The organism is Nitratireductor sp. GZWM139 (assembly GCF_030068685.1).
GTDB classification, from domain to species: domain Bacteria; phylum Pseudomonadota; class Alphaproteobacteria; order Rhizobiales; family Rhizobiaceae; genus Nitratireductor; species Nitratireductor aquimarinus.
The window spans coordinates 214,872-238,888 of record NZ_JAMQML010000005.1 but is presented as its reverse complement, the minus strand read 5'-3'; the positions used below and the strand labels follow the sequence as shown (position 1 = coordinate 238,888).

23 protein-coding genes are annotated in these 24,017 nt (G+C 63.1%); 12 read left to right on the top strand and 11 right to left on the bottom strand.

All coding sequences use genetic code 11. The features are described from left to right. The first annotated feature begins 15 nt into the window (after positions 1-15). Positions 16-3,798 (top strand): methionine synthase, encoded by a 3,783-nt coding sequence (gene metH, locus NDI72_RS08420; RefSeq protein WP_283800206.1) that lies wholly within the window; start codon positions 16-18, stop codon positions 3,796-3,798. 3 nt (positions 3,799-3,801) lie between these two features. On the opposite strand, the gene NDI72_RS08415 is transcribed toward metH, so the two are convergent. The 6 genes from NDI72_RS08415 to NDI72_RS08390 form a co-directional block, all read right to left on the bottom strand. After that, positions 3,802-4,161, bottom strand: a complete 360-nt coding sequence (locus tag NDI72_RS08415) for a DUF779 domain-containing protein (RefSeq protein ID WP_283800205.1) — start codon at positions 4,159-4,161, stop codon at positions 3,802-3,804. Positions 4,162-4,266: 105 nt separating this feature from the next. Then, on the bottom strand, positions 4,267-5,784 hold the full coding sequence (gene adh, locus NDI72_RS08410; protein ID WP_113154136.1) for an aldehyde dehydrogenase: 1,518 nt from the start codon (positions 5,782-5,784) through the stop codon (positions 4,267-4,269). Between the two features lie 148 nt (positions 5,785-5,932). Next, entirely contained in the window at positions 5,933-6,895 is a 963-nt protein-coding gene (locus NDI72_RS08405; RefSeq protein WP_113154137.1) for a helix-turn-helix domain-containing protein, read from the bottom strand. A gap of 174 nt (positions 6,896-7,069) precedes the next feature. Then, positions 7,070-7,267, bottom strand: coding sequence for a hypothetical protein (locus NDI72_RS08400; RefSeq protein WP_113154138.1), 198 nt, complete (start codon positions 7,265-7,267; stop codon positions 7,070-7,072). Between the two features lie 164 nt (positions 7,268-7,431). Further along, entirely contained in the window at positions 7,432-8,082 is a 651-nt protein-coding gene (locus NDI72_RS08395; RefSeq protein ID WP_283800203.1) for a TetR/AcrR family transcriptional regulator, read from the bottom strand. A gap of 176 nt (positions 8,083-8,258) precedes the next feature. Then, positions 8,259-9,203: a nucleoside hydrolase gene (locus NDI72_RS08390; protein ID WP_113156163.1), complete on the bottom strand. Its 945-nt coding sequence runs from the start codon at positions 9,201-9,203 to the stop codon at positions 8,259-8,261. 97 nt (positions 9,204-9,300) lie between these two features. Between NDI72_RS08390 and NDI72_RS08385 the strand changes: the two genes are divergently transcribed. The 9 genes from NDI72_RS08385 (at position 9,301) to NDI72_RS08345 (ending at position 17,311) form a co-directional block, all read left to right on the top strand. Then, positions 9,301-10,317 (top strand): isopenicillin N synthase family dioxygenase, encoded by a 1,017-nt coding sequence (locus tag NDI72_RS08385; protein WP_206544584.1) that lies wholly within the window; start codon positions 9,301-9,303, stop codon positions 10,315-10,317. A gap of 111 nt (positions 10,318-10,428) precedes the next feature. Then, positions 10,429-11,286: an ABC transporter substrate-binding protein gene (locus tag NDI72_RS08380; RefSeq protein WP_283800202.1), complete on the top strand. Its 858-nt coding sequence runs from the start codon at positions 10,429-10,431 to the stop codon at positions 11,284-11,286. A 38-nt stretch (positions 11,287-11,324) separates the two neighbouring features. After that, positions 11,325-12,272, top strand: coding sequence for an amino acid ABC transporter permease (locus NDI72_RS08375; protein ID WP_113154140.1), 948 nt, complete (start codon positions 11,325-11,327; stop codon positions 12,270-12,272). Continuing rightward, positions 12,269-13,075 carry an amino acid ABC transporter ATP-binding protein gene (locus NDI72_RS08370; RefSeq protein WP_113154141.1) on the top strand — a complete coding sequence of 269 codons (807 nt, stop codon included), beginning with the start codon at positions 12,269-12,271 and terminating at the stop codon, positions 13,073-13,075. The genes NDI72_RS08375 and NDI72_RS08370 overlap by 4 nt, the downstream gene beginning before the upstream one ends. A 386-nt stretch (positions 13,076-13,461) precedes the next feature. After that, positions 13,462-14,172 carry an amino acid ABC transporter permease gene (locus NDI72_RS08365; RefSeq protein WP_113154142.1) on the top strand — a complete coding sequence of 237 codons (711 nt, stop codon included), beginning with the start codon at positions 13,462-13,464 and terminating at the stop codon, positions 14,170-14,172. Then, a complete protein-coding gene (locus NDI72_RS08360; protein ID WP_065815703.1) occupies positions 14,169-14,840 on the top strand; it encodes an ABC transporter permease subunit in 672 nt (223 codons plus the stop codon). The genes NDI72_RS08365 and NDI72_RS08360 overlap by 4 nt, the downstream gene beginning before the upstream one ends. Before the next feature lies 1 nt (position 14,841). Beyond that, the gene (locus tag NDI72_RS08355; protein WP_206544587.1) at positions 14,842-15,576 is read left to right on the top strand and encodes an amino acid ABC transporter ATP-binding protein; all 735 of its coding nucleotides are present in this window, start codon (positions 14,842-14,844) and stop codon (positions 15,574-15,576) included. Between the two features lie 3 nt (positions 15,577-15,579). Continuing rightward, complete coding sequence (locus NDI72_RS08350; RefSeq protein WP_283800198.1) at positions 15,580-16,497, top strand: isoaspartyl peptidase/L-asparaginase; 918 nt, start codon at positions 15,580-15,582, stop codon at positions 16,495-16,497. Positions 16,498-16,516: 19 nt separating this feature from the next. Further along, positions 16,517-17,311, top strand: coding sequence for a transporter substrate-binding domain-containing protein (locus NDI72_RS08345; RefSeq protein ID WP_113154146.1), 795 nt, complete (start codon positions 16,517-16,519; stop codon positions 17,309-17,311). Positions 17,312-17,376: 65 nt separating this feature from the next. On the opposite strand, the gene NDI72_RS08340 is transcribed toward NDI72_RS08345, so the two are convergent. Beyond that, on the bottom strand, positions 17,377-18,378 hold the full coding sequence (locus tag NDI72_RS08340; RefSeq protein ID WP_206993942.1) for a LacI family DNA-binding transcriptional regulator: 1,002 nt from the start codon (positions 18,376-18,378) through the stop codon (positions 17,377-17,379). 70 nt (positions 18,379-18,448) lie between these two features. Here NDI72_RS08340 and NDI72_RS08335 point away from each other — a divergent pair, with 70 nt between their 5' ends. After that, positions 18,449-19,351: an ROK family protein gene (locus tag NDI72_RS08335; RefSeq protein ID WP_283800196.1), complete on the top strand. Its 903-nt coding sequence runs from the start codon at positions 18,449-18,451 to the stop codon at positions 19,349-19,351. Then, positions 19,335-20,054, top strand: a complete 720-nt coding sequence (locus NDI72_RS08330; RefSeq protein WP_283800194.1) for a copper homeostasis protein CutC — start codon at positions 19,335-19,337, stop codon at positions 20,052-20,054. The genes NDI72_RS08335 and NDI72_RS08330 overlap by 17 nt, the downstream gene beginning before the upstream one ends. 48 nt (positions 20,055-20,102) lie before the next feature. Here the strand turns inward: NDI72_RS08330 and NDI72_RS08325 are convergent, their stop codons facing one another. From NDI72_RS08325 to NDI72_RS08310, 4 genes are read right to left on the bottom strand one after another with little or no spacing between them, the layout of a single operon-like run. Beyond that, positions 20,103-21,122 (bottom strand): histone deacetylase family protein, encoded by a 1,020-nt coding sequence (locus NDI72_RS08325; protein WP_113156166.1) that lies wholly within the window; start codon positions 21,120-21,122, stop codon positions 20,103-20,105. Positions 21,123-21,124: 2 nt separating this feature from the next. Further along, the gene (locus NDI72_RS08320; protein ID WP_283800192.1) at positions 21,125-21,643 is read right to left on the bottom strand and encodes a GNAT family N-acetyltransferase; all 519 of its coding nucleotides are present in this window, start codon (positions 21,641-21,643) and stop codon (positions 21,125-21,127) included. Positions 21,644-21,673: 30 nt separating this feature from the next. Then, a complete protein-coding gene (gene kce / locus NDI72_RS08315) occupies positions 21,674-22,642 on the bottom strand; it encodes a 3,5-dioxohexanoate:acetyl-CoA acetone transferase (RefSeq protein WP_162742241.1) in 969 nt (322 codons plus the stop codon). Between the two features lie 8 nt (positions 22,643-22,650). Continuing rightward, positions 22,651-24,015 (bottom strand): aminotransferase family protein, encoded by a 1,365-nt coding sequence (locus tag NDI72_RS08310; protein ID WP_206544594.1) that lies wholly within the window; start codon positions 24,013-24,015, stop codon positions 22,651-22,653. Positions 24,016-24,017: the final 2 nt, after the last annotated feature.

Sequence of the window (24,017 nt, the reverse complement as noted above, 5' to 3'; positions counted from 1 at the left end):
TGAAAAGCGTCGCACATGCCGTCTATCGATGAACTGTTTGGGCCGGTCGGCGAAAAGCCGGACGGATCGGAAATCTTCGCCGCGCTGAACAAGGCCGCGCGCGAGCGCATTCTCATCCTCGACGGCGCGATGGGCACGCAGATCCAGGGCCTGGGTTTCAACGAGGATCATTTCCGCGGCGACCGCTTCACCGGCTGCGCCTGCCACCAGCAGGGCAACAATGATCTGCTCAACCTGACGCAGCCCAAGGCCATCGAGGAAGAGCACTTCCGCTATGCGATGGCGGGCGCGGACATTCTCGAGACGAACACCTTCTCTTCCACGACCATCGCCCAGGCCGATTACGGCATGGAAGACATGGTCTATGAGCTGAACCGCGACGGTGCGCGGCTTGCCCGCCGCGCGGCGATCCGCGCCGAGCAGAAGGACGGCGTGCGCCGCTTCGTGGCCGGTGCGCTCGGGCCGACCAACCGCACCGCCTCCATCTCGCCGGACGTCAACAATCCCGGCTACCGCGCCGTGACTTTCGACGATCTGCGCGTCGCCTATGGCGAACAGCTGCGCGGGCTGCTCGATGGCGGCACGGACATCGTGCTGATCGAAACCATCTTTGACACGCTGAACGCCAAGGCGGCGATCTTCGCATGCGAGGAAATCTTCGCAGAGCGCGGCGTGCGCTTGCCGGTGATGATCTCCGGCACGATCACCGACCTTTCCGGACGCACGCTTTCCGGCCAGACGCCGACGGCCTTCTGGCATTCGGTGCGGCACGCCAAGCCGCTCACCATCGGTCTGAACTGCGCGCTGGGCGCTGCGGCCATGCGCCCGCATCTGGCGGAGCTTTCGGGCGTGGCCGACACGCTGATCTGCGCCTATCCGAACGCCGGTCTTCCGAACGCCTTCGGCCAGTATGACGAAAGCCCGGAGACCATGGCTGCGCAGGTCGAGGAGTTTGCGCGCGAGGGGCTGATCAACGTGGTCGGCGGCTGCTGTGGCTCGACGCCGGAGCACATTGCCGCAATCCGCGACGCGGTGGCCAGGCACGCGCCGCGCAGCATACCCGAACGTGCGCCGCAGATGCGCCTTTCGGGCCTTGAGCCCTTCACGCTGACCGACGACATTCCCTTCGTCAATGTGGGCGAGCGCACCAATGTCACGGGTTCGGCGAAGTTCCGCAAGCTCATCACCGCCGGTGATTACGCGACCGCTCTGGATGTCGCGCGCAACCAGGTGGAAGGCGGCGCACAGATCATCGACATCAACATGGATGAGGGCCTGATCGACTCCAAAAAGGCGATGATCGAGTTCCTCAATCTGGTGGCGGCGGAGCCCGACATTGCGCGTGTGCCGGTGATGATCGACTCCTCCAAATGGGAGGTGATCGAGGCTGGCCTGAAATGCGTGCAGGGCAAGGCCGTGGTGAATTCCATCTCGCTCAAGGAAGGCGAGGAGGCGTTCCTGCATCAGGCCAATCTGTGCCGCATGTATGGCGCGGCCATGGTCGTGATGGCCTTTGACGAAACCGGTCAGGCCGACACGGAAGCGCGCAAGGTGGAAATCTGCACCCGCGCCTACAGGCTTCTGACCGAGAAGGCCGGTGTCGCTCCCGAAGACATCATCTTCGATCCGAATGTGTTCGCGATCGCGACCGGTATCGAGGAACACGACAATTACGGTGTCGACTTCATCGAGGCGACGCGCGAGATCATTCGCACCCTGCCGCATGTCCATATCTCGGGCGGCGTGTCGAACCTTTCCTTCTCGTTCCGTGGCAATGAGCCCGTGCGGGAGGCAATGCACGCGGTGTTCCTCTATCACGCCATTCAGGCGGGCATGGACATGGGCATCGTCAATGCCGGTCAGCTGGCCGTTTATGACGCCATCGATGCCGAACTGCGCGAGGCCTGCGAAGACGTGGTTCTGAACCGCACGCCGAAGGCCGGCGGCACGGCGACGGAGCGCATGCTGGAGATTGCCGAGCGTTTTCGCGGCACTGGCGGGCGCGAGGCCAAGGAAAAGGACCTTTCCTGGCGTGAGCTGCCGGTCGAGAAGCGGCTGGAGCATGCGCTGGTCAACGGCATAACGGAATATATCGACGCGGACACCGAGGAAGCGCGGCTGAACGCCGAGCGCCCGCTGCACGTGATCGAAGGGCCGCTGATGGCCGGCATGAACGTGGTCGGCGATCTGTTCGGCGCAGGCAAGATGTTCCTGCCGCAGGTGGTGAAATCTGCCCGTGTGATGAAGCAGGCCGTGGCCGTTCTGCTCCCCTATATGGAGGAGGAGAAGAAGGCCAATGGCGGCGGCGAACGCCAGAGCGCCGGCAAGATACTGATGGCCACGGTGAAGGGCGATGTGCACGACATCGGCAAGAACATCGTCGGCGTGGTTCTCGCCTGCAACAATTACGAGATCATCGATCTCGGCGTGATGGTGCCGGCGGCAAAGATCCTCGAGACCGCGCGCGAAGAGAAGGTCGACATTATCGGGCTTTCCGGCCTCATCACCCCGTCGCTTGACGAGATGGTGCATGTGGCAGCCGAAATGGAGCGCGAAGGGTTCGACATCCCGCTTCTGATCGGTGGCGCGACGACCAGCCGTGTGCACACGGCGGTGAAGATCCATCCGAGCTACGATCGCGGGCAGGCGGTTCACGTGAACGATGCGAGCCGTGCGGTGGGCGTGGTCTCGAACCTGCTTTCGCCGGAAGCGCGTGGCGGCTATATCGATGGCGTGCGCGAGGAATATCGCAAGGTGACCGAGGCGCATGAGCGCTCCGAGCGCGAGAAGCAGCGTCTGCCGATCGCAAGGGCGCGCGCCAATCCGCACCGGATCGACTGGGCGGACTACACGCCGCCGCAGCCCGCCTTCACCGGCACGAAAGTGTTCGAAAGCTGGGATCTCGAGGAGCTGGCGCGCTACATCGACTGGACGCCGTTCTTCCAGACCTGGGAACTGAAGGGGCGCTACCCCAAAATTCTCGAGGACGAGAAGCAGGGCGAGGCGGCGCGGCAGCTCTTTGCCGATGCGCAGGCCATGCTGAAGAAGATCATCGACGAGAAGTGGTTCGCACCGCGCGCAGTGGTGGGCTTCTGGCCGGCCAATGCGGTTGGCGATGATGTGCGGCTCTTCACGGATGAAACCCGCGAAGAAGAGCTTGAGACCTTCTTCACCCTGCGTCAGCAGCTTACCAAGCGCGGCGACAAGCCGAATGTCGCGCTTTCGGACTTTGTTGCGCCGGCAGACAGCGGCAAGCCGGACTGGATCGGCGGGTTCGTCGTGACGGCGGGCATCGAGGAAGTGGCAATTGCCGAGCGCTTCGAGCGGGCAAATGACGACTACAACTCGATCCTTGTTAAGGCGCTGGCCGACCGGTTTGCGGAAGCCTTTGCCGAGCGCATGCATGAGAAGGTGCGCAAGGAGTTCTGGGGTTATGCGGGCGATGAAAGCTACACGCCCGAAGAGCTGATTGCCGAGCCGTATCTCGGCATCCGCCCGGCTCCGGGCTACCCGGCGCAACCCGACCACACCGAGAAGGTGACGCTGTTCAGGCTTCTGGATGCGGAGAAGAACTCGGGTGTGCAACTGACCGAAAGCATGGCCATGTGGCCGGGCTCGTCGGTCTCGGGCCTCTACCTGTCGCATCCCGAAAGCTATTATTTCGGCGTTGCCAAGGTCGAGCGCGACCAGGTGGAAGACTATGCCGCGCGCAAGGGCATGGCCGTGGCGGATGTGGAGCGCTGGCTCGGGCCGGTTCTCAACTATCTGCCGGCCTCCTACACGGAAGCCGCCGAATAGGGCCTATTCGCGGACGGGTGCGGCGCAGACGCGCGAGCGGGTGAGAAAGCGTTTTTCGCGCCCGTTATCGAGCGAAAACATGCCGCCGCGCCCCGGCACCACGTCGATGATCAGGTCGGTGTGTTTCCACGCCTCGAACTGCGATGCGCTGATGAACACCGGCGTGTCGCCGATATGGCCCAGAAGCACGTCCTGATCGCCGACGATGAAATCGCCGCGCGGGTAGCACATGGGTGAAGATCCATCGCAGCAGCCGCCCGACTGGTGACAGAGGACGGGGCCGTGATCGGCGATGATCTCGTCCAGAAGCGCACGCGCTTCGGGCGTTGCAGAAACCTTGTCATGTCTGGCTTTGTTGGACATGGGTCTGGCGCTGTTGCACATGGGGAAGCTCCATCGAAGCGGATGCCTTTCCCCGCGAACGGGGAAAGGCCAGTCTGACGCCAGCGAAAGCCGGCTTTCCTTTTCTCAGAAGAAGCCCAGCTTTTTGGGGCTGTAGCTGACCAGCATGTTCTTGGTCTGCTGGTAGTGGTCGAGCATCATCTTGTGCGTTTCACGACCGATGCCGGACTGTTTGTAGCCGCCGAAGGCCGCATGGGCCGGATAGGCGTGGTAGCAATTGGTCCACACGCGGCCCGCCTGGATGCCCCGGCCAAAGCGGTAGAGACGGTTTGCGTCGCGGCTCCAGATGCCTGCGCCCAGCCCGTAGAGCGTGTCATTGGCGATTTCCATGGCCTCGGCATCGTCCTTGAAGGTCGTGACCGAAACGACGGGGCCAAAAATCTCTTCCTGGAAGACGCGCATCTTGTTGTGGCCCTTGAAGACTGTCGGCTTGACGTAGTAGCCGCCGGCCAGATCGCCGGGCAGGTGCGCCTGCTCGCCGCCGGTCAGCACTTCCGCACCTTCCTGCCTGCCGATGTCGATGTAGCTCAGGATCTTCTCAAGCTGCTCGGAGGATGCCTGCGCGCCGATCATGGTGGCCGGGTCGAGCGGGTCGCCCTGCACGATCTGCTCCACGCGCTTCAGGGCGCGCTCCATGAACGCGTCATAGATCTCCTCATGGATGAGGGCGCGGCTCGGGCAGGTGCAGACCTCGCCCTGGTTGAGCGCGAACATGACGAAGCCCTCGATGGCCTTGTCGAAGAAGTCGTCATCCTCGGCGGTGACATCCTTGAAGAAGATGTTGGGCGACTTGCCGCCAAGCTCCAGCGTGACCGGGATCAGGTTCTGGCTGGCATACTGCATGATGAGCCGGCCGGTCGTGGTTTCGCCGGTGAAGGCGATCTTGGCGATGCGGTTGGAGGATGCGAGCGGTTTGCCGGCTTCAAGGCCGAAACCGTTGACGATGTTCAGAACGCCTTCCGGCAGAATGTCGCCGATGAGATCGGCCCACAGCATGATCGAGGCCGGGGTCTGCTCGGCGGGCTTCAGCACCACGCAATTGCCGGCAGCGAGCGCAGGCGCGAGCTTCCAGCAGGCCATGAGAAGCGGGAAGTTCCACGGGATGATCTGGCCGACCACGCCCAGCGGCTCATGGAAATGATAGGCGACGGTATCGTCGTCGATCTGCGAGATGGAGCCTTCCTGGCTGCGAAGGACGCCGGCAAAGTAGCGGAAATGATCGATGGCGAGCGGTACGTCGGCTGCGGTCGTTTCGCGGATCGGCTTGCCATTGTCCCAGGTTTCCGCGCGCGCCAGAAGCTCGAGGTTTTCTTCCATCCGGTCGGCGATGCGGTTGAGCATGAGGGCGCGTTCTGCCGGGCTGGTGCGGCCCCAGGCGTCCTTGGCCTTGTGGGCGGCGTCGAGCGCCAGCTCCACGTCGGCTGCGTCGGAGCGGGCGATTTCGCCCAGCGGCTGGCCGGTGACCGGCGAGGTGTTTTCGAAATAGCGCCCGGATTTCGGCGCGACCCATGCGCCGCCGATGAAATTGTCATAACGCTTTGCGAAGGGCGCTTTCGCGCTGCGTGCGAATTCAACCTTGTTCATGAAATCCTCCCGAATTCAAACCGCGTCATGCGGCATGAAGGGAAGGGTAGGCGCGGGTTTTCCGGTGCGGCAGAGGGGGAAGAGCGGGGGCGTGCGTCACCTGTCTCAGATCTGCGACAGGTGACGCATCAAAACATCCCGGAAGGCGCTAATGGGTGCGGCCGACGCCGAGCCTGGCCATCTTGCGATGCATGGTGGCGCGGGAAATGCCGAGCTGGCGCGCGGCCTCGGAAACATTGCCGCCGGCGCTGACAAGCGCGCGCTGAAGGGCGCTGCGTTCGGCCCCGGCAAGGCCGGGCGACGCGGTCTGCGGGCCGCCCAGCACGTCGCATGCGGGCAGCGGATTGGCAAGCGGGCCGGGCGGGAGGTCGAGAAGCGCGCGGGCCGTGCGGGTTGCGCCGATCACCAGATCGTCGCTGTCGACCGCGATGAGGGCCGACGGGTCCGCCGCTGGCAGGAGCATGATGCGCGCCTGAGGATAGGCGAGGCGAAACGCCTCCGCCTCGATGCGGCGGGCGGCATCGCTGGCCGCGGTGGCGATGAGACTGACAAAGCCGTCGGTCAAGTCGGCGCGGCAGGAAGAAACGTCGAGCGCGCCCGCCAGATGGCCCTCATGATCGTAGACCGGCGCGGTGGTGCAGGAGAGAAGCGTGTTGCGGGAGTGGAAGTGCTGGTCGCGGTGGATTGTCAGCGTGCGGCGCTCCACGAGGCAGGTGCCGATGCCATTGGTGCCTTCGCTTTGCTCGCTCCAGACCGTGCCGGTCCAAAGCCCCCACTGGCGGAAGGTCTCGTCATCGCCCGGCGTGCCGCGCCGTTCCATCAGAATGCCCTGCCGGTCGGCCAGAACCACACAGCAGCCGGAGCTGCCGACGGCGAGGAAAAGCTGGTCGAGCGGGGTTTGCGCGGAGCGGAGAAGCGGTTCGAGCCGTGCGCGGGCGGCCGCCAGTTCCGCATCGGAAATGCGTTCCGGGTTGCGGCGTTCGGCCGGGTCGAGCCGATGGAGCCGGCAGGAGCGCTGCCACGACGCCACGAGCGCGGACTTGGCCGAGCGGTTGGAATCGACCGCTGCCAGAACCCTGTCCGCATGATACGACAGACTGCGTCCATCCATGGCTTTCCTCCCCATGGTTTGCCTGCCACTGCCAGCCAGCGCCTCCACGCTGTCCTGGCTCCCGGCCTCCCGGGCCGTCTGACAGTGTCTTTCAGTCAGTCTCTTTGCTGGAGCGGATCTGTCAATAGACCATTGGATGAGATGCGGGGCGGGCGATGCTGAATACTCGAACCGCTACTTCCTCTGGCTGACCCGGGCGATGAATAAGTCCAAAAGAAAGATGATGATGACGCAGAGGCCGACAGCTTCCGCAATATGAATTGCAGCCTGCGCATTGGAATAGCGCGGGCAAAAAAACGCGGTGTTCACCACCCAGAAAAATGAAAACAACACACCCCAACAGATCACCGCGATTGCGATGATCTCGATCACTCGTCCCATAGGGCCCCCACCCGAAATTACGTAGCGGCAACCTATTTAGAAATTTTCTTTCGTCAACGGTTTATTCTTAGCCGGCTCGAAATAGTTGCGGAAATGCGCCGATTTCGCGCTTCTTACCGGTCGTGAAGCCTTTAAGCGCGATAACTGGTTGCCGTTTAACGACCTTCCCCGTCCTGCCAGTCTTTTGGCAGGTTGGGCTCCTGGACCAGCGGCGCGAGCAGCGCTTTTCCGTAGATGGGCGCATGGCGTTTGCGCTGGTCGGGATCTTCCTTGAAGGAGAGCGCGTATTGCCCGATCTGGTGGAAATAGGTCAGCCGGGCGCGCACAAGGCTCTCCTCCGGCCCGTATCCCATGGCGCGAAAGGCGCGTTGCAGGAGCGTGATGCGCAGGTCGTCCATGCGGGCGACTTCCTGACCGAGCGCTTTCGAGGTGCGCGACCAGTCTCGCACGGCGAGATCCAGAAGCGGGCTGAAAGGGTCTTCATCCACCCAGATGTGAACGATCTCCGTGAAGAACTGCAGCCCGTCGACATCGGTGACGTCGCGCTTAGCCTCGAAGGGCGCGCAATTGGCGCGACGCCATTCGTTCAAAAGCTCTTCGTGGAGATCCTTTAGGCTGGAAAAGTGGAAATAGAAGCTGCCGCGCGTGACCTTGAAGTGGCGGGCGAGGCGGTCGATCTTGACCTCGGCGATGCCCCGCTTTTCCAGAACCTTGCGCGCCGCCTTTGCCCAGGCTTCACGGGACAGCGTCTGGCGCGATGACGTCTTCTTGTCCTTTGCGGATTTCGATGCCTTCTTCTGCGCCACGGGCTGCCTCCACTTCTGGTGCGCATTCACGCGCTGTTGTTCTGGGAACCTGCTGGTCTCTTTCCTGTCGAACGGCTTTCGCTAACAGAAGTTGCGGGGCCGGTCATCCGTAAACTCTAAAGTGGTCTGCGCACCCCGTTGGGTGCGCAGCGCCATCGTGCATTGCCGCAATTGCGTCAGGGCAGGGCGCTGATGCGCTCCAGCATGAGGTCGAAGAACGGAGCCGGATCGATCCGACGCAGCACATTGACGTTTTTCGGCTTGCCGGTGACGTGCCACCAGTCGACCACCGTCATGCCAATGGTCTCGGACGAGGAGATGTCGACCGTGACATAGCACTCGCGCTGCTCATAGGCCTGCGGAACGAGCAGATAGCCGGTGACGCAGGCATCGTGGATCGGCCGCGCCTTGGTCGGGAATTTGTGATCGCCATACTGGCAGAAGAAACCGGCCATGTTGGCGGCCTCGAGTGCGGCGCGGCTGCCGGTGGCGCCCAGCGTTTCGAGCCATTCCGGCGTCATCTGTGCGGTGTAGGTGCAGTCGATGGGGGCCATGGTGACCGGCGCGCCCGAGTGGAACACCTTGTGGGCCGCATGCGGGTCGACGAAGATGTTGAACTCGGCTGCCGGCGTGGCGTTGCCGCCCTCGAAGAAGCCGCCGCCCATCAGCACCACTTCGCGGATGCGGGGGATGATGCGCGGCTCCATGGTCATGGCCATGGCGAGGTTCGTCATCGGCCCGAGCGTGCAGACGGTGATCTCGCCTTCGGGCGCGTCCATGATCGTGCGAACCATCCAGTTGACGGCGTGCTCGTCCTGCACGGGCGTCGTCGGCTCGGGGAGTTCGGCGCCGTCCAGCCCGGTTTCGCCGTGGACATATTCCGCCGTCATCAGAGGCTTCACCATCGGTCCGGGGCAGCCTGCGAAGACCGGCACGTCGGGGCGGCCTGCAAGTTCCACAACTTTGAGCGCGTTCTTGGTGGTGAGCGAAAGGGGCACATTGCCGCCAACGGTCGTGATGCCAACCACTTCGAGTTCTTCCGGGGAACCCAGGGCGAACAGGATCGCGAAGGCGTCGTCCTGCCCCGGGTCGGTATCGATGATGATCTTACGTGGCGCCATGTCGGTTCCCATTTCCGTCTGATTCGGCTATTGCCGAGCACAATCCGATATGCATAAATACAGTACTGTATAGTATCTTCAAGCTGGGATGGTGGTCATGTCAACGAGTGAACGCGGCGATTTTTCGGAGATTCCGGTTCTCGACGTCTCGGGTCTTTATGGCGGCGACGAGGACGCCGTGCGCGCAGTCGCGTCGACGCTGCGCGGCTATCTGGAAAACATCGGCTTCCTCTACATCGTCGGTCACCAGATCGCGCAGGAGGACATCGAGGCCGTACGAGAAGCGAGCCGGCAGTTCTTCGCTCTGCCCGAAGAAGAAAAGCTGAAACTGCGGATCGACAAGAACTTCCGCGGTTACCTGCCGTTCGCCGGCTCCACCATCGTCACCTCGTCGGTCGCGACCGTGAGCAAGCCGAACCAGAGCGAGTCGCTCTTCTTCATGCATGAGGTCGACGCTGACGATCCGCGCGTGGCTGCCGACAAGCCGCTTCAGGGGCCGAACCAGTGGCCGGACGCCGTGATGCTGCCGGAGTTTCGCGAGACCATCGAGCGCTATGTGGACCAGATGAACACGCTGGCCCGCAAGATGGTTGGTGCGATCTCCATCTCGCTCGGCCTGTCGCCGGACGAGCTGAACAGCCACTTCGACGATCCGACCACCTTCCTGCGCCTTCTGCACTATCCCACGCAGCCGGCGGAAGAGGGGCTGTTCGGCTCCGCACCGCACACCGATTACGGTTTCATCACCCTGCTCGCGCAGGACGATGTCGGCGGTCTCGAAGTCAAGAACAAGGGTGGCGACTGGGTGCCGGCTCCGCCGATCCCGAACTCCTTCGTCATGAATGTGGGCGACATCCTCGCCCGCTGGTCGAACGACGTGTTCGTCTCCACGCCGCACCGGGTGATCAACCGGTCGGGCCGTGAGCGCTACTCGCAGCCCTTCTTCTTCGATCCGTCGATGGAAGCGCAGATCGAGGCGCTGCCGGCCTGCGTGCCCGAGGGCGCTGCACCGAAATACGAGCCGGTGCTCTATGGGGATTACCTGATGGAGCGCATCGACAAGAACTATCATTACCGCAAGAAGAAAGCCGCTGAAGAAGCTGCGGCGAACTGATCTTCGCGCTTGAAACGGCCTTGATCGTCCCGAAGGACGCCAGGGCCGTTTTCAAAGGGATTATGCCTCGGGGGCTGAGGCATATATGGATAAGTCCAGAGGAGAACGGGTATGAACAAACATGTTTCGCAGATGGCGGGCCTCGGCCTTGCCGCACTGATGGGGCTGAGCGCTTCGGCATCGGCTTCCGACATTCCGGTTGCGCCGGAAGTCACGGAAAGCGGCAAGCTGTCGGTCGCCAACACGATCGATTTCGCGCCTTTCGAGTATCTTGATGCAGACGGCAAGCCGACCGGCATCATCATCGAACTGGCCGGCGAAGTCGCCAAGCTGGTGGATGCCGAGCTTGATGTGCAGCGCACCCCGTTCCCCTCGATGATCCCCGGCCTGGCGGCCGGTCGCTTCAAGATCGCCTGGGAAACCTTTTCGGCCAAGCCCGAGCGCCTGGAGCAGGTCGACTTCGTGATGTTCATCAAGGCCGGTATCGCGGCTTCGACATCGCCGGAGAAGAAGGACGACTTCGCCGGCGACATGCCGCTTTGCGGCAAGCGCGTGGGCGTGTCGGCGGGCAGCGGTTCCGACTTCCTGGTCGACAAGCTGAGCGCCGAATGCACCGAGAATGGCAAGGAAGCGATCGACAAGTCGGTGTTCAACACGTCGACGGACATCATACAGGCCGTGCTCGCCGACCGCATCGACGCCCGCGTTGATGACGCGACCGCATCGAGCTATTTCGAGGTCACGAGCAATGGCAAGCTCATCGTTCTGCCGACGCTTTATGACGTCGCGCCGCTTGGCCTCGCCATTGCGAAGGGCGATCAGGCAACCGCCGACATGATGGTCGCGGCACTCGCCGAACTGTTCGAGAACGGCACCTATCAGTCGATCCTCGACAAGTATGGAATGGGCGCATACGCGATCAAGGAACCCTATTTCGTCGACACCATGGACGCGCTGCGGGCCGAGTAATCGGCCTGTAGTCCCACTGTAGCGAGTTTGGAGAAACGATGAGCAAGGTTGATACGAGCAAGGCTCGGCCCCAGCCATCCGTGGTGGAGGAGGTCGACCGTCTCGTCGTCGTGCCGCGCCGCAATTACGGCATCTGGATCGGGACGGCGTTCACCCTGGTGCTATCGTACTTCATCCTGCGCGCCTTTGCCGTCAACCCGGCCTTCGGATGGGAGACAGCCGCCGGCTACCTCTTCCATCCGTCGATCATGAGCGGTCTCATGACCACGCTGGTGCTGACGGTCGTCATCATGTTCCTGGCGATCGTCATTGGCACCATCGTCGCGGTGATGCGTGTGTCGCCGAGCCCGGTGCTGCGCAGCTTTGCGGGCGCCTATGTGTGGTTCTTCCGCGGCGTGCCGGCGCTGATCCAGCTGATCTTCTGGTTCAACCTGGCGCTGCTGGTGCGCGAATTCTCGCTGACGCTTCCTTTCGTCGGCGAAATCTTCTCGATCCGCACCAATGATTTCATGACGCCTTTCTTCTCCGCCGTTGTGGCGCTCTCGCTTTGCGAGGCGGGCTACATGGCAGAGATCATCCGCGCCGGCATCAAGTCGGTGCCGACCGGCCAGTCGGAAGCGGCAAGCGCACTGGGCATGCCCTACCGCAACATCCTGAAGCGCATCGTGCTGCCGCAGGCCATGCGCTTCGTCGTGCCGCCGACAGGCAATGAGGCAATCAATCTTCTGAAGCTGACCTCGCTGGTGACCTTCATCGCCGTGGACGACCTGTTCTATTCGGCGCAGTCGATCTATGCGCGCACCTTCGAGACCATTCCGCTGCTCATCGTGGTGGCCGTCTGGTATCTCGCCGTGGTCTCGATCATGTCGGTGGGGCAGCATTTCCTGGAGCGCCATTTCGGCCGCAGTGAAACCCGCAGCCAGTCCCTGACCACGCGCCTCCTGCGCAATGCCTTCGGAACCCGCGCAAAGGGAGCGGCGACATGAGCAACACTCCATCTGAAAACCGCGCCCGCTTCGGCGTGCCGGAAGATTCCATGGTGTTCGCGCGCGGCGTGCGCAAATCCTTTGGAACGCTGGACGTTCTGAAGGGCGTGGACATCGACGTTCCGAAGGGCTCGGTCGCCTGCATCATCGGGCCTTCCGGCTCCGGCAAGAGCACGTTCCTTCGCTGCATCAACCATCTGGAAAAGCTGACCGGCGGCATTCTGCTCGTCGACGGCGCATTCGTTGGCTACGATCTGCGCAAGGACAGGCTCTATGAGGTGAAGGACAACGAGCTTTGCCAGCGGCGCGCCGAGATCGGCATGCTGTTTCAGTCATTCAACCTGTTCTCGCACATGACGGTGATGGAGAACCTGATCGAAGCGCCGGTGCATGTGCGCCGCGTGCCGGTGGAGCAGGCCAAGAGCGAGGCGCTGGAGCTGCTCGCCCGTGTCGGCCTGTCCGAGAAAGTCGACAGCTATCCGCGCGAACTCTCCGGCGGTCAGCAGCAGCGCGTGGCCATTGCCCGCGCCATGGCGATGAAGCCCAAGGTTCTGCTTTTTGACGAACCCACTTCCGCGCTCGATCCCGAGCTTGTGGGCGAGGTTCTGCAGGTCATGCGCGATCTTGCCGAAACCGGCATGACCATGGTGGTGGTGACCCATGAAATCGGCTTTGCCCGCGAGATCGGTGACCAGCTGATCTTCATGGATGGCGGCGTCATCGTTGAAGAGGGCAACCCACGCGAAATGATTGCCAATCCGCAGTCGCCGCGCACGAAAGAGTTCCTCTCCAAGGTGCTCTGATCCGGTTTGCCGGGAAATTAATTTCCAGCGCTTTCGACCCCGCCTCCCGCTCTGCCGGGAGGCGGGGTCAGCTTTTTGATTTCTCGGGGTTAGAGTGCTCCCCCTTTTCCTGGAATTGCAAAAACGCCCTCATTCATTGCTCTTGCGCAATTCCGGACGGAAAACCGGTTCCCACTTTTCCTGGAATTGCAAAAACGCCCTCATTCATTGCTCTTGCGCAATTCCGGACGGAAAACCGGTTCCCACTTTTCCTGGAATTGCTCTGCTCGCGCCGTTGAGCAGATCTCACGGGCGTCATGCCTCTTCCACAATCAACATGCTTTCCATGGACGCGCGGGATGAATCCGCGCCTGCGGCCTTGACACGGGCGGCGACTGTCTCATTAAATGAAAGCGCTTTCACTTTTGAGGAGAGGGGGGACGTTGAATCAGCTCTGGGTTACGCTTCGGCCGCACCTGCCCTTCATGCTCGACGGGTTTCTGCTCACCGTGTTCGCCTGTACGCTGGCAATCATCGGGGCGGTTCTCATCGGGGCATTGATGGCGTCGCTTCGCACGTCCGGAAACCGGATCGTGCGCGGGGTTGCGTTCGCCTATAGCGACGTGTTCCGCAACACGCCGTTCATCGTTCAGCTTTTTTTCTTCTTCTACGGCCTGCCGGAAATCGGCATCTATATCGGCGCGTTCGAGACCGGGGTGATCGCCCTGTCGATCATCGGCGGCGCGTTTGTTTCCGATGTCATCCGCTCGGGCATTCTGGCGGTGGATCAGGGGGTGATCGAGGCGGCGAAGGTGAGTGGCCTCAGCCGCTGGACCATCTTTACCAAAATCGTTCTGCCGATTGCGCTGCGCACCTCCGTGCGCCCGATGGGCTCGGTGCTGATCAACATGGTTCTGACCTCCTCGATCCTGTCGACGATCACGATCAATGAACTGACGGGCACCGCCAAGATCGTGGCTTCGACCACCTTCAAGCCCTTCGAGGTCTATCTCGTGCTGCTCGTTCTCTACGCCTCGCTCACCTATGCGCTGTCGCTTCTGATCAACACGGTTCACAGGCGGCTCAACCGGGCGATGGATACGGGAGGCGCGGCATGAGATATGCAGACTTCACGCCATACGATCTGGTGCTGCTTGCGCAGGGGCTGGGCGTCACGGTGGGGCTCTTCACGCTCACCACGCTTGTCGGCCTTCTGATCGCGGCGCTTTTCACCCTGGTCGACTATTACCGCGTGCCGGTGCTGCGGCAGGTGATCGTCACGATCAGTGAAGCGCTCAAGAACTCGCCGGTTCTGGTTCAGCTCTTTCTGGTGTTCTTCGGTCTGCCGGCCTTCTTTCACATCAACATGACGCCATTCGTGGCGGCATCGCTCACCATCAGCCTGAACACGGCGGCGTTTGCATTCGTGATCTTCCGCTCGGGCATCGATGCGGTGGAGGCGGAGCAGGTGGCGGCGGCAAAGGTCTATGGGCATTCGCGCTGGCAGATCCTGCGCTTCGTGCTTCTGCCGCAGGCTGCCGCGTTCTCCATCGGACCGCTGGTCGGCCTTCTGGTGAACCAGCTTCAGGTCACATCGCTGATCTCGGTCATCGGCGTGTTCGATCTGACCAAGATCGGCAACATTCTCAATCTGCGCACGCTCGAGCCGTTCATCGTGTGGACCGTGGTGGGGCTCCTCTACTACGCGCTGGCAAAGCTTCTGGCGAGTGTGGGCGCGCGCATTGAAAAGCGGCTGCGCAGGTCGGTCGTCTGGGAAGGAATCTGACATGATTGTCATTGAAAACGTCGAAAAGCGCTTTGGCGAAACGACGGTCCTGAAGCGCATCAACCTGACCATCGAGCCGGGCGAGGTGGTGACCATTCTGGGCTCGAGCGGTTCGGGCAAGTCGACGCTGATCCGCTGCATCAACGGGCTGGAGGCCCTCTCTGGCGGGCGGATCACCGTCGATGGCAATGATGTGTCCACCAAGGCGGGGCTCGCGGCGGCGCGGCGGCGCTCGGCGACGGTGTTCCAGCTGTTCAATCTCTACCCGCACATGACGGCGCTGGAGAACATCACGCTGGCGCCGATCAACGTTTTGAAGAAGCCGCGCGCGGAAGCCGAGGCGCGGGCGCGCGAACTCCTGAAGCTGGTGGGGCTCGCCGATCTCGCAACGGCCTATCCGCAGCGCCTGTCGGGCGGCCAGCGTCAGCGCGTGGGCATCTGCCGGGCGCTTGCGATGGACCCGCGTTACCTGCTGCTGGACGAGGTGACGAGCGCGCTCGATCCGGAGATGACGGGCGAGGTTCTGGACATTCTGGCCGAGCTTGCGCGCGGCGGCACGACGATGCTGTTCGTGACCCACGAGGTCGAGTTTGCGCGGCGCATTTCCAGCCGCATCGTTTTTCTGGAGCAGGGCGAGCTCATCGTCGACATGCCCACCGAACGTTTCTTTGCGGAGGATGGCGGCTTTGCCGTGCCGCGCATCCGCCAGTTCCTGACCAAGATGAAGAAAGACTGACGCGTGATACTTCTTGCCAATTGCGAGGCCGAAGCCGGATTTTCCGAATCCATTACCGACCTGAAGAACGGGAAATCCGCCGTGGATGCGCTGGTGCGCGGCATCGGCTTCGTGGAGGCCGATCCGAAGGTGCGCAGCGTCGGCTATGGCGGCTGGCCCAACATGCTGGGCGTGATGGAATGCGACGCCGGCGTGATGGACGGAACGACCCGCGCCGTGGGCACGGTGGCCGCCGTTCCGCGCACGCTGCATGTGGCCGCGCTCGCCTGCGAGGTGATGCGCCGGCTGCCCCATGTGATGCTGACCGGAGAGGGCGCTCGCAGGTTTGCAGATGAAATCGGTTTCACGCCTGACGACATGCTCTATCCGGACAGCAAGCGCGTCTGGTGGGAAAAGCTCGACGGCCTGATGACCGAGGAACAGAAGGGCGCTTTCCCCGACACCCCGCTGGCGGGGCTTCTGGGCGCGATCACCGACCCCGAGCGGGTGCGCGACACGACCGTGTTTCTGGGGCAGGACCAGACCGGCGGGATTGCGACCGTCACCTCGACTTCGGGCTGGGCGTGGAAATATCCGGGCCGCGTGGGCGACAGCCCGATCCCCGGCGCAGGCTTTTACGCCGACAGCCGCTATGGCGCGGCGGCGTGCACGCATACCGGCGAGATGACCATGCGTTCGGCGACGGCGCACGCAATCGTGCACGGCATGAAATGCGGTCTGTCTCTCGACGACGCGATCCAGAGTGCAGCCGACGATCTGCTCGCGCTCGACACCGGTTTCATCGGCGAAGTGGTGATCCACGCGCTCGACACGCACGGCAATCACCGTGTCGTCAATCTCCATGGCCAGGGCACCGTTGCCTACTGGTTCTGGGAGCCTTCCATGGCCGCTCCGGAAAAGCGGCAATCGCAACCGATCTGATTTAAGAAGGAGGAGTTCAATGAAATCTCTCGTGAAGAAGACCATCGTGGCGCTGGCGGCCTGTGCCGCGCTCGCCGGACCGGCGGCAGCCGGCATGCTGGATGACATCATCGAGCGCGGCAAGGTGCGCATCGGCGTGTCGCTGGGCGGCGAGCCCATCGGCTTCCGCGACGACAAGAACAACCCCGTCGGCTACGACGTGGACGTGGCCACCCTGCTTGCCGAGAAGATCGGCGTGCCGGTGGAGTTCACCGACGTTTCGGGCGATGCGCGCGTTTCGATGCTGGTTTCCGGCCAGCTCGACATCGTGGTCGCAAACACGTCTGCAACGCTGCCCCGCGCCAAGGCGGTGAGCTTCTCGATCCCCTACAACCGCGCCGGCCTGCGCGTGATTGCCCAGACCGATGCAGGGATCAAGACCCTCGCCGATCTCGACGGCAAGCGCGTCGTCGTGGGGCGCGGCACCACGGGCGAAGCCTTCCTGAAGCGTGAAGTGCCGGGTGCGGAGCTGGTCTACACCGACACGTTCTCGCCGGATGGCGTTCTGCTGCTGCGCCAGAAGCGCGTTGACGCCGGCATCGAGGATTCCTCCATGCTCGACTATCTCGCAGCACAGGAAGAAGGTCTGGTCACGGTGCCGGGTCTCTATTCCAACGATCCGATCGGCATTGCGGTCGCCAAGGGCGATCCGGATTTCGTGCGCTGGCTCGACATGTTCGTCTCGGACTACATCCAGTCCGGCGCCTATGAGGCAAACTACAAGAAGTGGTGGGGCGAAGACGCCAACCCGCCGGAGCTGAACCCGCTCTGGTAAACCCGAACGGCCCGCTGGCGAGCAATCTTGCCGGCGGGCATTCTCATTGATCGAATGTCGGTTTGTCAGCCGGTGCTGCGCTCGACGAAACGGGTGCGCAGTTCATGCACTTCCGGATGGTCGCGATAGCCGGCGGGATCCTTCAGAAACATCGAAATGCCATGGATCAGTTCCGCCTTGTCAAAGCCGATCGAGGAAATGTCGAAGGCGTTGAAATTGGCGTTCACCACGGCGTCGAACCCGTAAAGACGATAGTCGCGCGGCGGCAGAAGATCACGCGCCCTCAGCCCGTCCATCATGCCCATGGCCATGGCGTCCGAGGTGCAGAAAATAGCATCGGGAAGGCTAGCGCCGTCGATGCGGCCGGCAAGGGCAAGCCCCGACGCATAGGAATAGTCGCCCTGCAGCTCCTGAACGAGATCGAGACCTGCCCCGGCGCAGATGTCGCGATAGGCCTGAATGCGGGCCTGCTCGATGAGCGAGGTCTGACGGCCGGTGACCAGCGCGCCGGTTTTCGCCCCGCTTTCCAGCGCGCGCGTCACGGCCTCGCGAATGCCCGCCGCCTCGTCGATGGTGATGTAGGCGGACTTGGCGTCGAAGCGCCCGTTGAGCATCAGAACATTGTCGCTGTGGAACAGCGTGCGCACGCCTTCAGCGTCGGCGAAGTCGGAAAAGACGAGCGCTGCATGAACGTGAAACGCGGCGCTGTTGCGCAGAAAATCCTCGATCTTCTCGGTGTTGCCGACACGGATGATGACGGCCTGCTTGCCGAGCGCCTGGATCGCTTCGAGCAGCGGGTCGAACAGGTCGAGATCGGAAAGATCGGTGATGTGGTTGACGATGACCGCCACCATGTCGAGCGAATTGGTGGCCAGGCCGCGCGCCAGCGGGTTCTGGTTGTAGCCAAGCTCCGCGGCGGCCTTCAGAACACGCTCGCGCTTCTCGCGCGAGACCGGACGGCGCTCCGGCGAGAGCGCACGGGAGACAATCGCCGGCGCCACGCCCGCCCGCTTTGCGACATCGGCAATCGTCGGCCTTTTGCGTCGCGCGGGTTTGTCTTCGGGCATGGATTCTTCCGGTCTTCTTGTAATGTTCTGGCCTTCGCGGCCTTATGCCATCAAACACGAAAGAATTGAAATGATATGTTGTTTTGACATCGGCGGGTCCAAGGCCATCGTTGCCGACACGGGATCGGACAACAGGCCCGTCATTCGCGGCAGGCAGGCGACGCCCGCGCGCGATTACGACGCTTTTCGCGAAACGGTGAAGGCGATGGCAGGCGAGGGCGATGCGCCGGTGGGCATCTCCATCGCGGCGGTGATCGATCCCGTGACCGGGCTTGCGCGCAGCGCCAACATTCCCTGCATCACCGGTCGCAATGTGGCCGCAGATCTGCGCGAAACACTCTCGCGCCCGGTCTATGTCATCAACGATGCAAACGCTTTTGCGCTAGCCGAAGCGCAGACGGGCGTGGGCGTCGGACACCGGCAGGTGCTCGCCGCAATCATCGGAACGGGCATTGGCGGCGCGGTGGTGATCGATGGCCGGGTGATGACGGGCGCGACCGGCAATGCGGGCGAATGGGGGCACGGCCCGGCCAGCGCCATGCGCACGGGCACCGTTTTGCCGGCGATTGAATGCGGCTGCGGCCAAGTGGGCTGTGTCGACACGCTGGGGGCTGCGCGCGGCATCGAGCGGCTGCACCGGCACCTGCATGGCATCGAGAGCGACAGCGTGACGATCCTTGCGCAATGGCATGCCGGCGAGGAATGGGCGACACGCACCGTCGATGTCTTTCTCGACATTGTCGGCGGCGCGCTGGCCAACATCGTCAACATGGTCGATCCGTCCATCATCCCGGTCAGCGGCGGGCTGGCGCAGGATGAAACACTCATTGAAGCACTTGATAGAGAGGTGCGTCAGCGCTGCCTGATCGAGCGTAGCGAACGGCTGCTTGTCCCGGTTCAGGGCGGCGCGGAAAAGGCGCTGGTGGGCGCTGCAATCTTTGCAAGGGAGGCACACAATGCGGGCAACGCTTGAGGTTTGCGTGGACACGCTTGAAGGCGTGGAAACCTGTGTCGAAGGCGGGGCGGACAGGATCGAACTGTGCTCGGCCCTGCCGCTTGGCGGGCTGACGCCATCGCTTGGCCTGATGCGGGCGGCGGCAGGGTGCGGCGTGCCGGCCTATGCCATGATCCGGCCGCGCCAGGGCGATTTCTGCTTTGGCGCGCGTGAGGTTGCGCTGATGGTGGATGACATTGCGGCGGCGCGGGATGCGGGCCTTGCCGGCGTGGTTCTGGGGGCGGCCACCGCTGACGGCCTTCTCGACGAAGCCGTGCTTTCGGTGCTCTGCGCGGCCAGCGAGGGCATGGGGCGCACCCTGCACCGCGTGATCGACACGGTGGAAGACCGGCTGGCGGCGATCGACACCGCCATTGCGCTTGGTTTTGAGAGAATTCTCACGTCAGGCGGCGCATTGACGGCCATTGACGGGCTCTCGGCACTCAAAGACATGCAGGCGCATGCCGGCGAGCGCATCGAAATCATGGTCGGGTCCGGTGTCGCTCCCGAGAATGCCGTCGCGATTTCCGAGCGGACGGGCATAAGCGCGTTTCATGCGTCTTGTGGAATCTCTGTGCCCACCGATGCGCGGCTCGCCGCATTCGGCTTTGCGCCGCAGACCGAGCGCCGGACCTCGGTGGAGAAAATCCGGCAGATGAAGACGGTGCTCGAAAGCCTTTAGAGGCGAGGCAGTGTTTCTGGAGAAACGCCGCCTCGCCCGATCAGGCGATCAGGAGGCGTAGCCCGTGAGGAACGAAGTCAGATTGTCTGACAGCGCGTCACACAGATAGCCGCCTTCCTGCACGATCACGCTCGGCAGGCCGAGGCTGGAGATCGCCTCCGCCATGCGGGCGAAGCCCGGCGTGCTGACGGACAGTCCGCCGAAGGGGTCGCCCTCGAATGCATCAAGGCCGAGCGCCACGACCAGCGCGTCCGGCGCAAAGGCGCGGATGCGACGGAAGGCAGGCTGAAGCGCTTCCAGAAAGGCTTCATCACCCGATTTGCGCGGCAGCGGCAGGTTGAGATTGTAGCCAAGGCCCGGTCCTTCGCCACGCTCGTCGGCGTGTCCCCAGAAGAAGGGGTAGAAGCGCACCGGGTCGGCATGGATGGAGACGGTGAGCACGTCGGGCCGGGCATAGAAAATGCCCTGTGTGCCATTGCCGTGGTGCAGGTCGACATCGAGAATGGCGACGCGGGCAGCCTGTTTGCGAAGATGCTGCGCGGCGATTGCCGAATTGTTGAAGAAGCAGAAGCCGCCGGCGGCATCGGCAAAGGCGTGGTGGCCGGGCGGGCGCGAAAGCGCATAGGCGGCGGGCGCACCGCTCATCACGGCTTCGGCGGCTTCCACAGCACTCCACGCGCTCCAGCAGGCGCTGTCCCAGGTCTCGGCCGAGATGGGGCAGGCGGTGTCGGCCATGTGGTAGCCGGCCTGTCCCACGGCAGAAGCCGGGTAGCGGCCATTGCGGCCAAGCGGGTGAATGTTCGGGATCACCTCTTCGGATGCGCCCTCGATGCGCTGCCAGCGCGTGTAGATGTGCTCCAGAAAGTCCAGATATTCCGGCGTATGGATGGCTGCGATGGGACCGCGCCCATGCTCGCGGGGGCGTTCGATGGCGCAGCCGGCGGCCTTCGCGCCCAGAAGAAGACGCTCGGTCCGCTCGGGCTGTTCCGGGTTCGGCTGCGGCGCACCGCTGGAGAGGAAGGCTTTCGGATTGTGCTGTTTCTGCTCTACGGCGTAGAAGGCTTTCATCATCACTCCTGTCTTGTCTGTCGGCTGGCCAGCGCCTCGAATGTCGCCGCATAGGCGGCATGCGCGTGCTCGTTTTCGTTCCAGCCAATGCCCAGCCGGGCGTAGAATGCTTTTGCGTTGCGGTTTTCGGCATCGACCGAAAGCCGCAGATAGGCTCCGCCGCGCGCCTGCGACCAGGCCGCCGTGGCGGCCAGCAGGGCCTCGCCTACGCCGCGCCCGCGCGCCGCTGGCGAGACGTAGAGATCCTGCACGTAGACGCCGGGTTTGCCGAGCCAGGTGGAGAACACGGGGAAGAAGAGGCTGAGGCCTGCAAACGCCCCGTCGGTCTCTGCGATCAGGCAGGAGAAGGCGGCCTCCGGCCCGAAGCCGAAGCGGCGGAAATCCTCCACCTGCGAGACCGCGCGGTCCTGCTCGCCCAGATAGGCGGCAAGATCCATGATGGCGCGGTGGATGGTCTGCGCGTCATCCGCCGTCGCGGGGCGGATCGAGAAGCCGGTATCGGCAACGGCGTGGTTCGGCATGGGATCTTCCCCGGGGCGTTCTCACTTGCTCTAGAATGCGACCCGGTCGCCTCCCTTGAGGCCCAGCAGATCGCGCGCCTCGGCAGGAGAGGCGATCTCCAGCGAGAGGGCCTCCAGAACGGTTCGGATGCGTTTTACCTGGTCCGCATTGGAGCGCGCCAGTTCGCCGCGTCCATTGTAAAGGCTGTCTTCCAGCCCGACACGCACATTGCCGCCCATGGCTGCCGACATGGTGATCATCGGCATCTGGTGCCGGCCGGCCGCCAGAACCGAGAAGCTGTAATCGTCGCCGAAAAGCTTGTCGGCAATGCGCTTCATATGCGTGAGGTTCTCCGGGTCCGGGCCAATGCCGCCCAGAACGCCGAACACGAACTGGATGAAGAGGTGACCGGAGACCAGCCCGCGATCGCGGAAATAGGCCAGCGAATAGAGGTGGCCGACATCGTAGCACTCGAACTCGAACCGCGTGCCGCAGCCCTGTCCGAGCCGGGTCAGGATGTTCTCCATGTCGGCGAAAGTGTTCTGGAAGATGGAGCTGCGCGTTGCCTCAAGAAGCTGCGGCTCCCATTCGTGCTGCCAGTCGGTCTTCTTTTCCAGCGCCGGAAAGAGGCCGAAATTCATCGAGCCCATGTTGAGCGAGCACATTTCGGGCTCGGCGCGCAGGGCTGCGGCGATGCGGTCTTCCAGCTTCATCAGCGAGGAGCCGCCGGTGGAGATGTTCACCACCGCATCGGTTGACTGCTTGATGCGCGGGAGAAACTGCATGAACAGCGCCGGATCGGCGGAGGGACGGCCATCCTCGGGATCGCGGGCATGCAGATGCAGGATCGACGCGCCGGCCTCTGCCGCCGCGATGGCCTCGGAGGCGATCTGGTCAGGCGTGATCGGCAGGTGAGGCGACATGGAGGGCGTGTGCACGGAGCCGGTGACCGCGCAGGTCACGACGACCTTGCGGTTCGGCTTTTTCTTCATGCCATCGGTCTTTGTGTCTTTGGTCATGGTGCAGCTCAGCGGTTGACAGGAAGATCGAGTTCGGCGGCCAGTGCCTCGAGCGTGTCGCCCAGAATGGCCGTGATGGACCCGATTTCTTCGCGTGTGACGATCATGGGCGGGCAGACGAGGAAGTGATCGCCCTCGACCCCGCCGCGGGTGCGCCTGGAATAGATGATGAGCCCGCGCTCATAGGCCATGTCGACCATGCGCTGATGCGCGTTGAGCTCCTTGGGCAGGGGCTTCATCGTTTCCCGGTCGGAGACGAATTCGGCAGCGAGCAGAAGCCCCTTGCCGCGCACGTCGCCAATGAAGGGGAAGCGCTCGGAGAGGCGTTCAAGCTCGCCCTTCAGCACCTCGCCCATCCGGGCTGCATTGTCGATCAGGCCGAGACGGTCGATCTCGTTTAGCACCGCGACACCGGCCGCGCAGGCGAGCGGATTGCCCGCATAGGTGAAACCGTGCTGGAAACCGCCGGCATCGAGAACAGGCTTCACGAGGCGGGAGGGAGCGGCCATCGCGCCAAGCGGACAATAGCCGGAGGCAAAGCCCTTGGAGAGGGCGATCAGGTCCGGCTTGCAGTTCCAGTGGTCGCCACCGAGGAATTTGCCCGTGCGCCCCACGCCGCTCATCACCTCGTCATGGATGAGGAGAATGCCGTAACGGTCGCAGATCTCGCGGATGCGCGGGAAATAGCTGTCCGGCGCAACCAGCGCGCCGGTCGAAGCGCCGCCGATGGGCTCCATGATGAAGGCGAGCACGCTTTCCGGGCCTTCGGCCAGAATCTTCTCCTCCAGCATGTCGGCATATTTGATGCCGCGCTGCTCCATCGTGAGATTGTCACGGTCGAGATAGGCGGTGGGAGCCGGGATTTTCGGCATCTCGCGCATCATCGGCGAGAACGGGTCGCTGAGCGCCGCATAGCCGGTCACGCCAAGCGCGCCCAGCGTTCCGCCATGATAGGAGGGGAAGCGCGAGATCACTTTCCAGCGTTCGCTCTGGCCCACGGCAAGCGCCCACTGGCGGGCAAGCTTGATGCAGGATTCCACCGCTTCGGAACCACCGGAAACGAAGAAGATGCGGTCCATGCCTTCCGGCAGGCGCTCCGCCGCCATACGGGCCAGGTCTTCCGCCGGCTCGTTCTCGAAATGAAGGCGATAGGCGAAGGTCACGCGGTCCATCTGGCGCTTCATCGCGTCGAGCACGTTGCGGTTGCCGTGGCCGATATTGACGACCATTGCGCCGCTCGACCCGTCGATCATGCGGCGGCCTTCCTGATCCCACAGATAGATGCCCTCGGCGCGGTCCACCAGCGGCCGGCGCAGGCGCGACTGGTAGAAGAGGTGAGACGGGGGGCGTTGTGTCGAAGTTTCATTCTGCATGG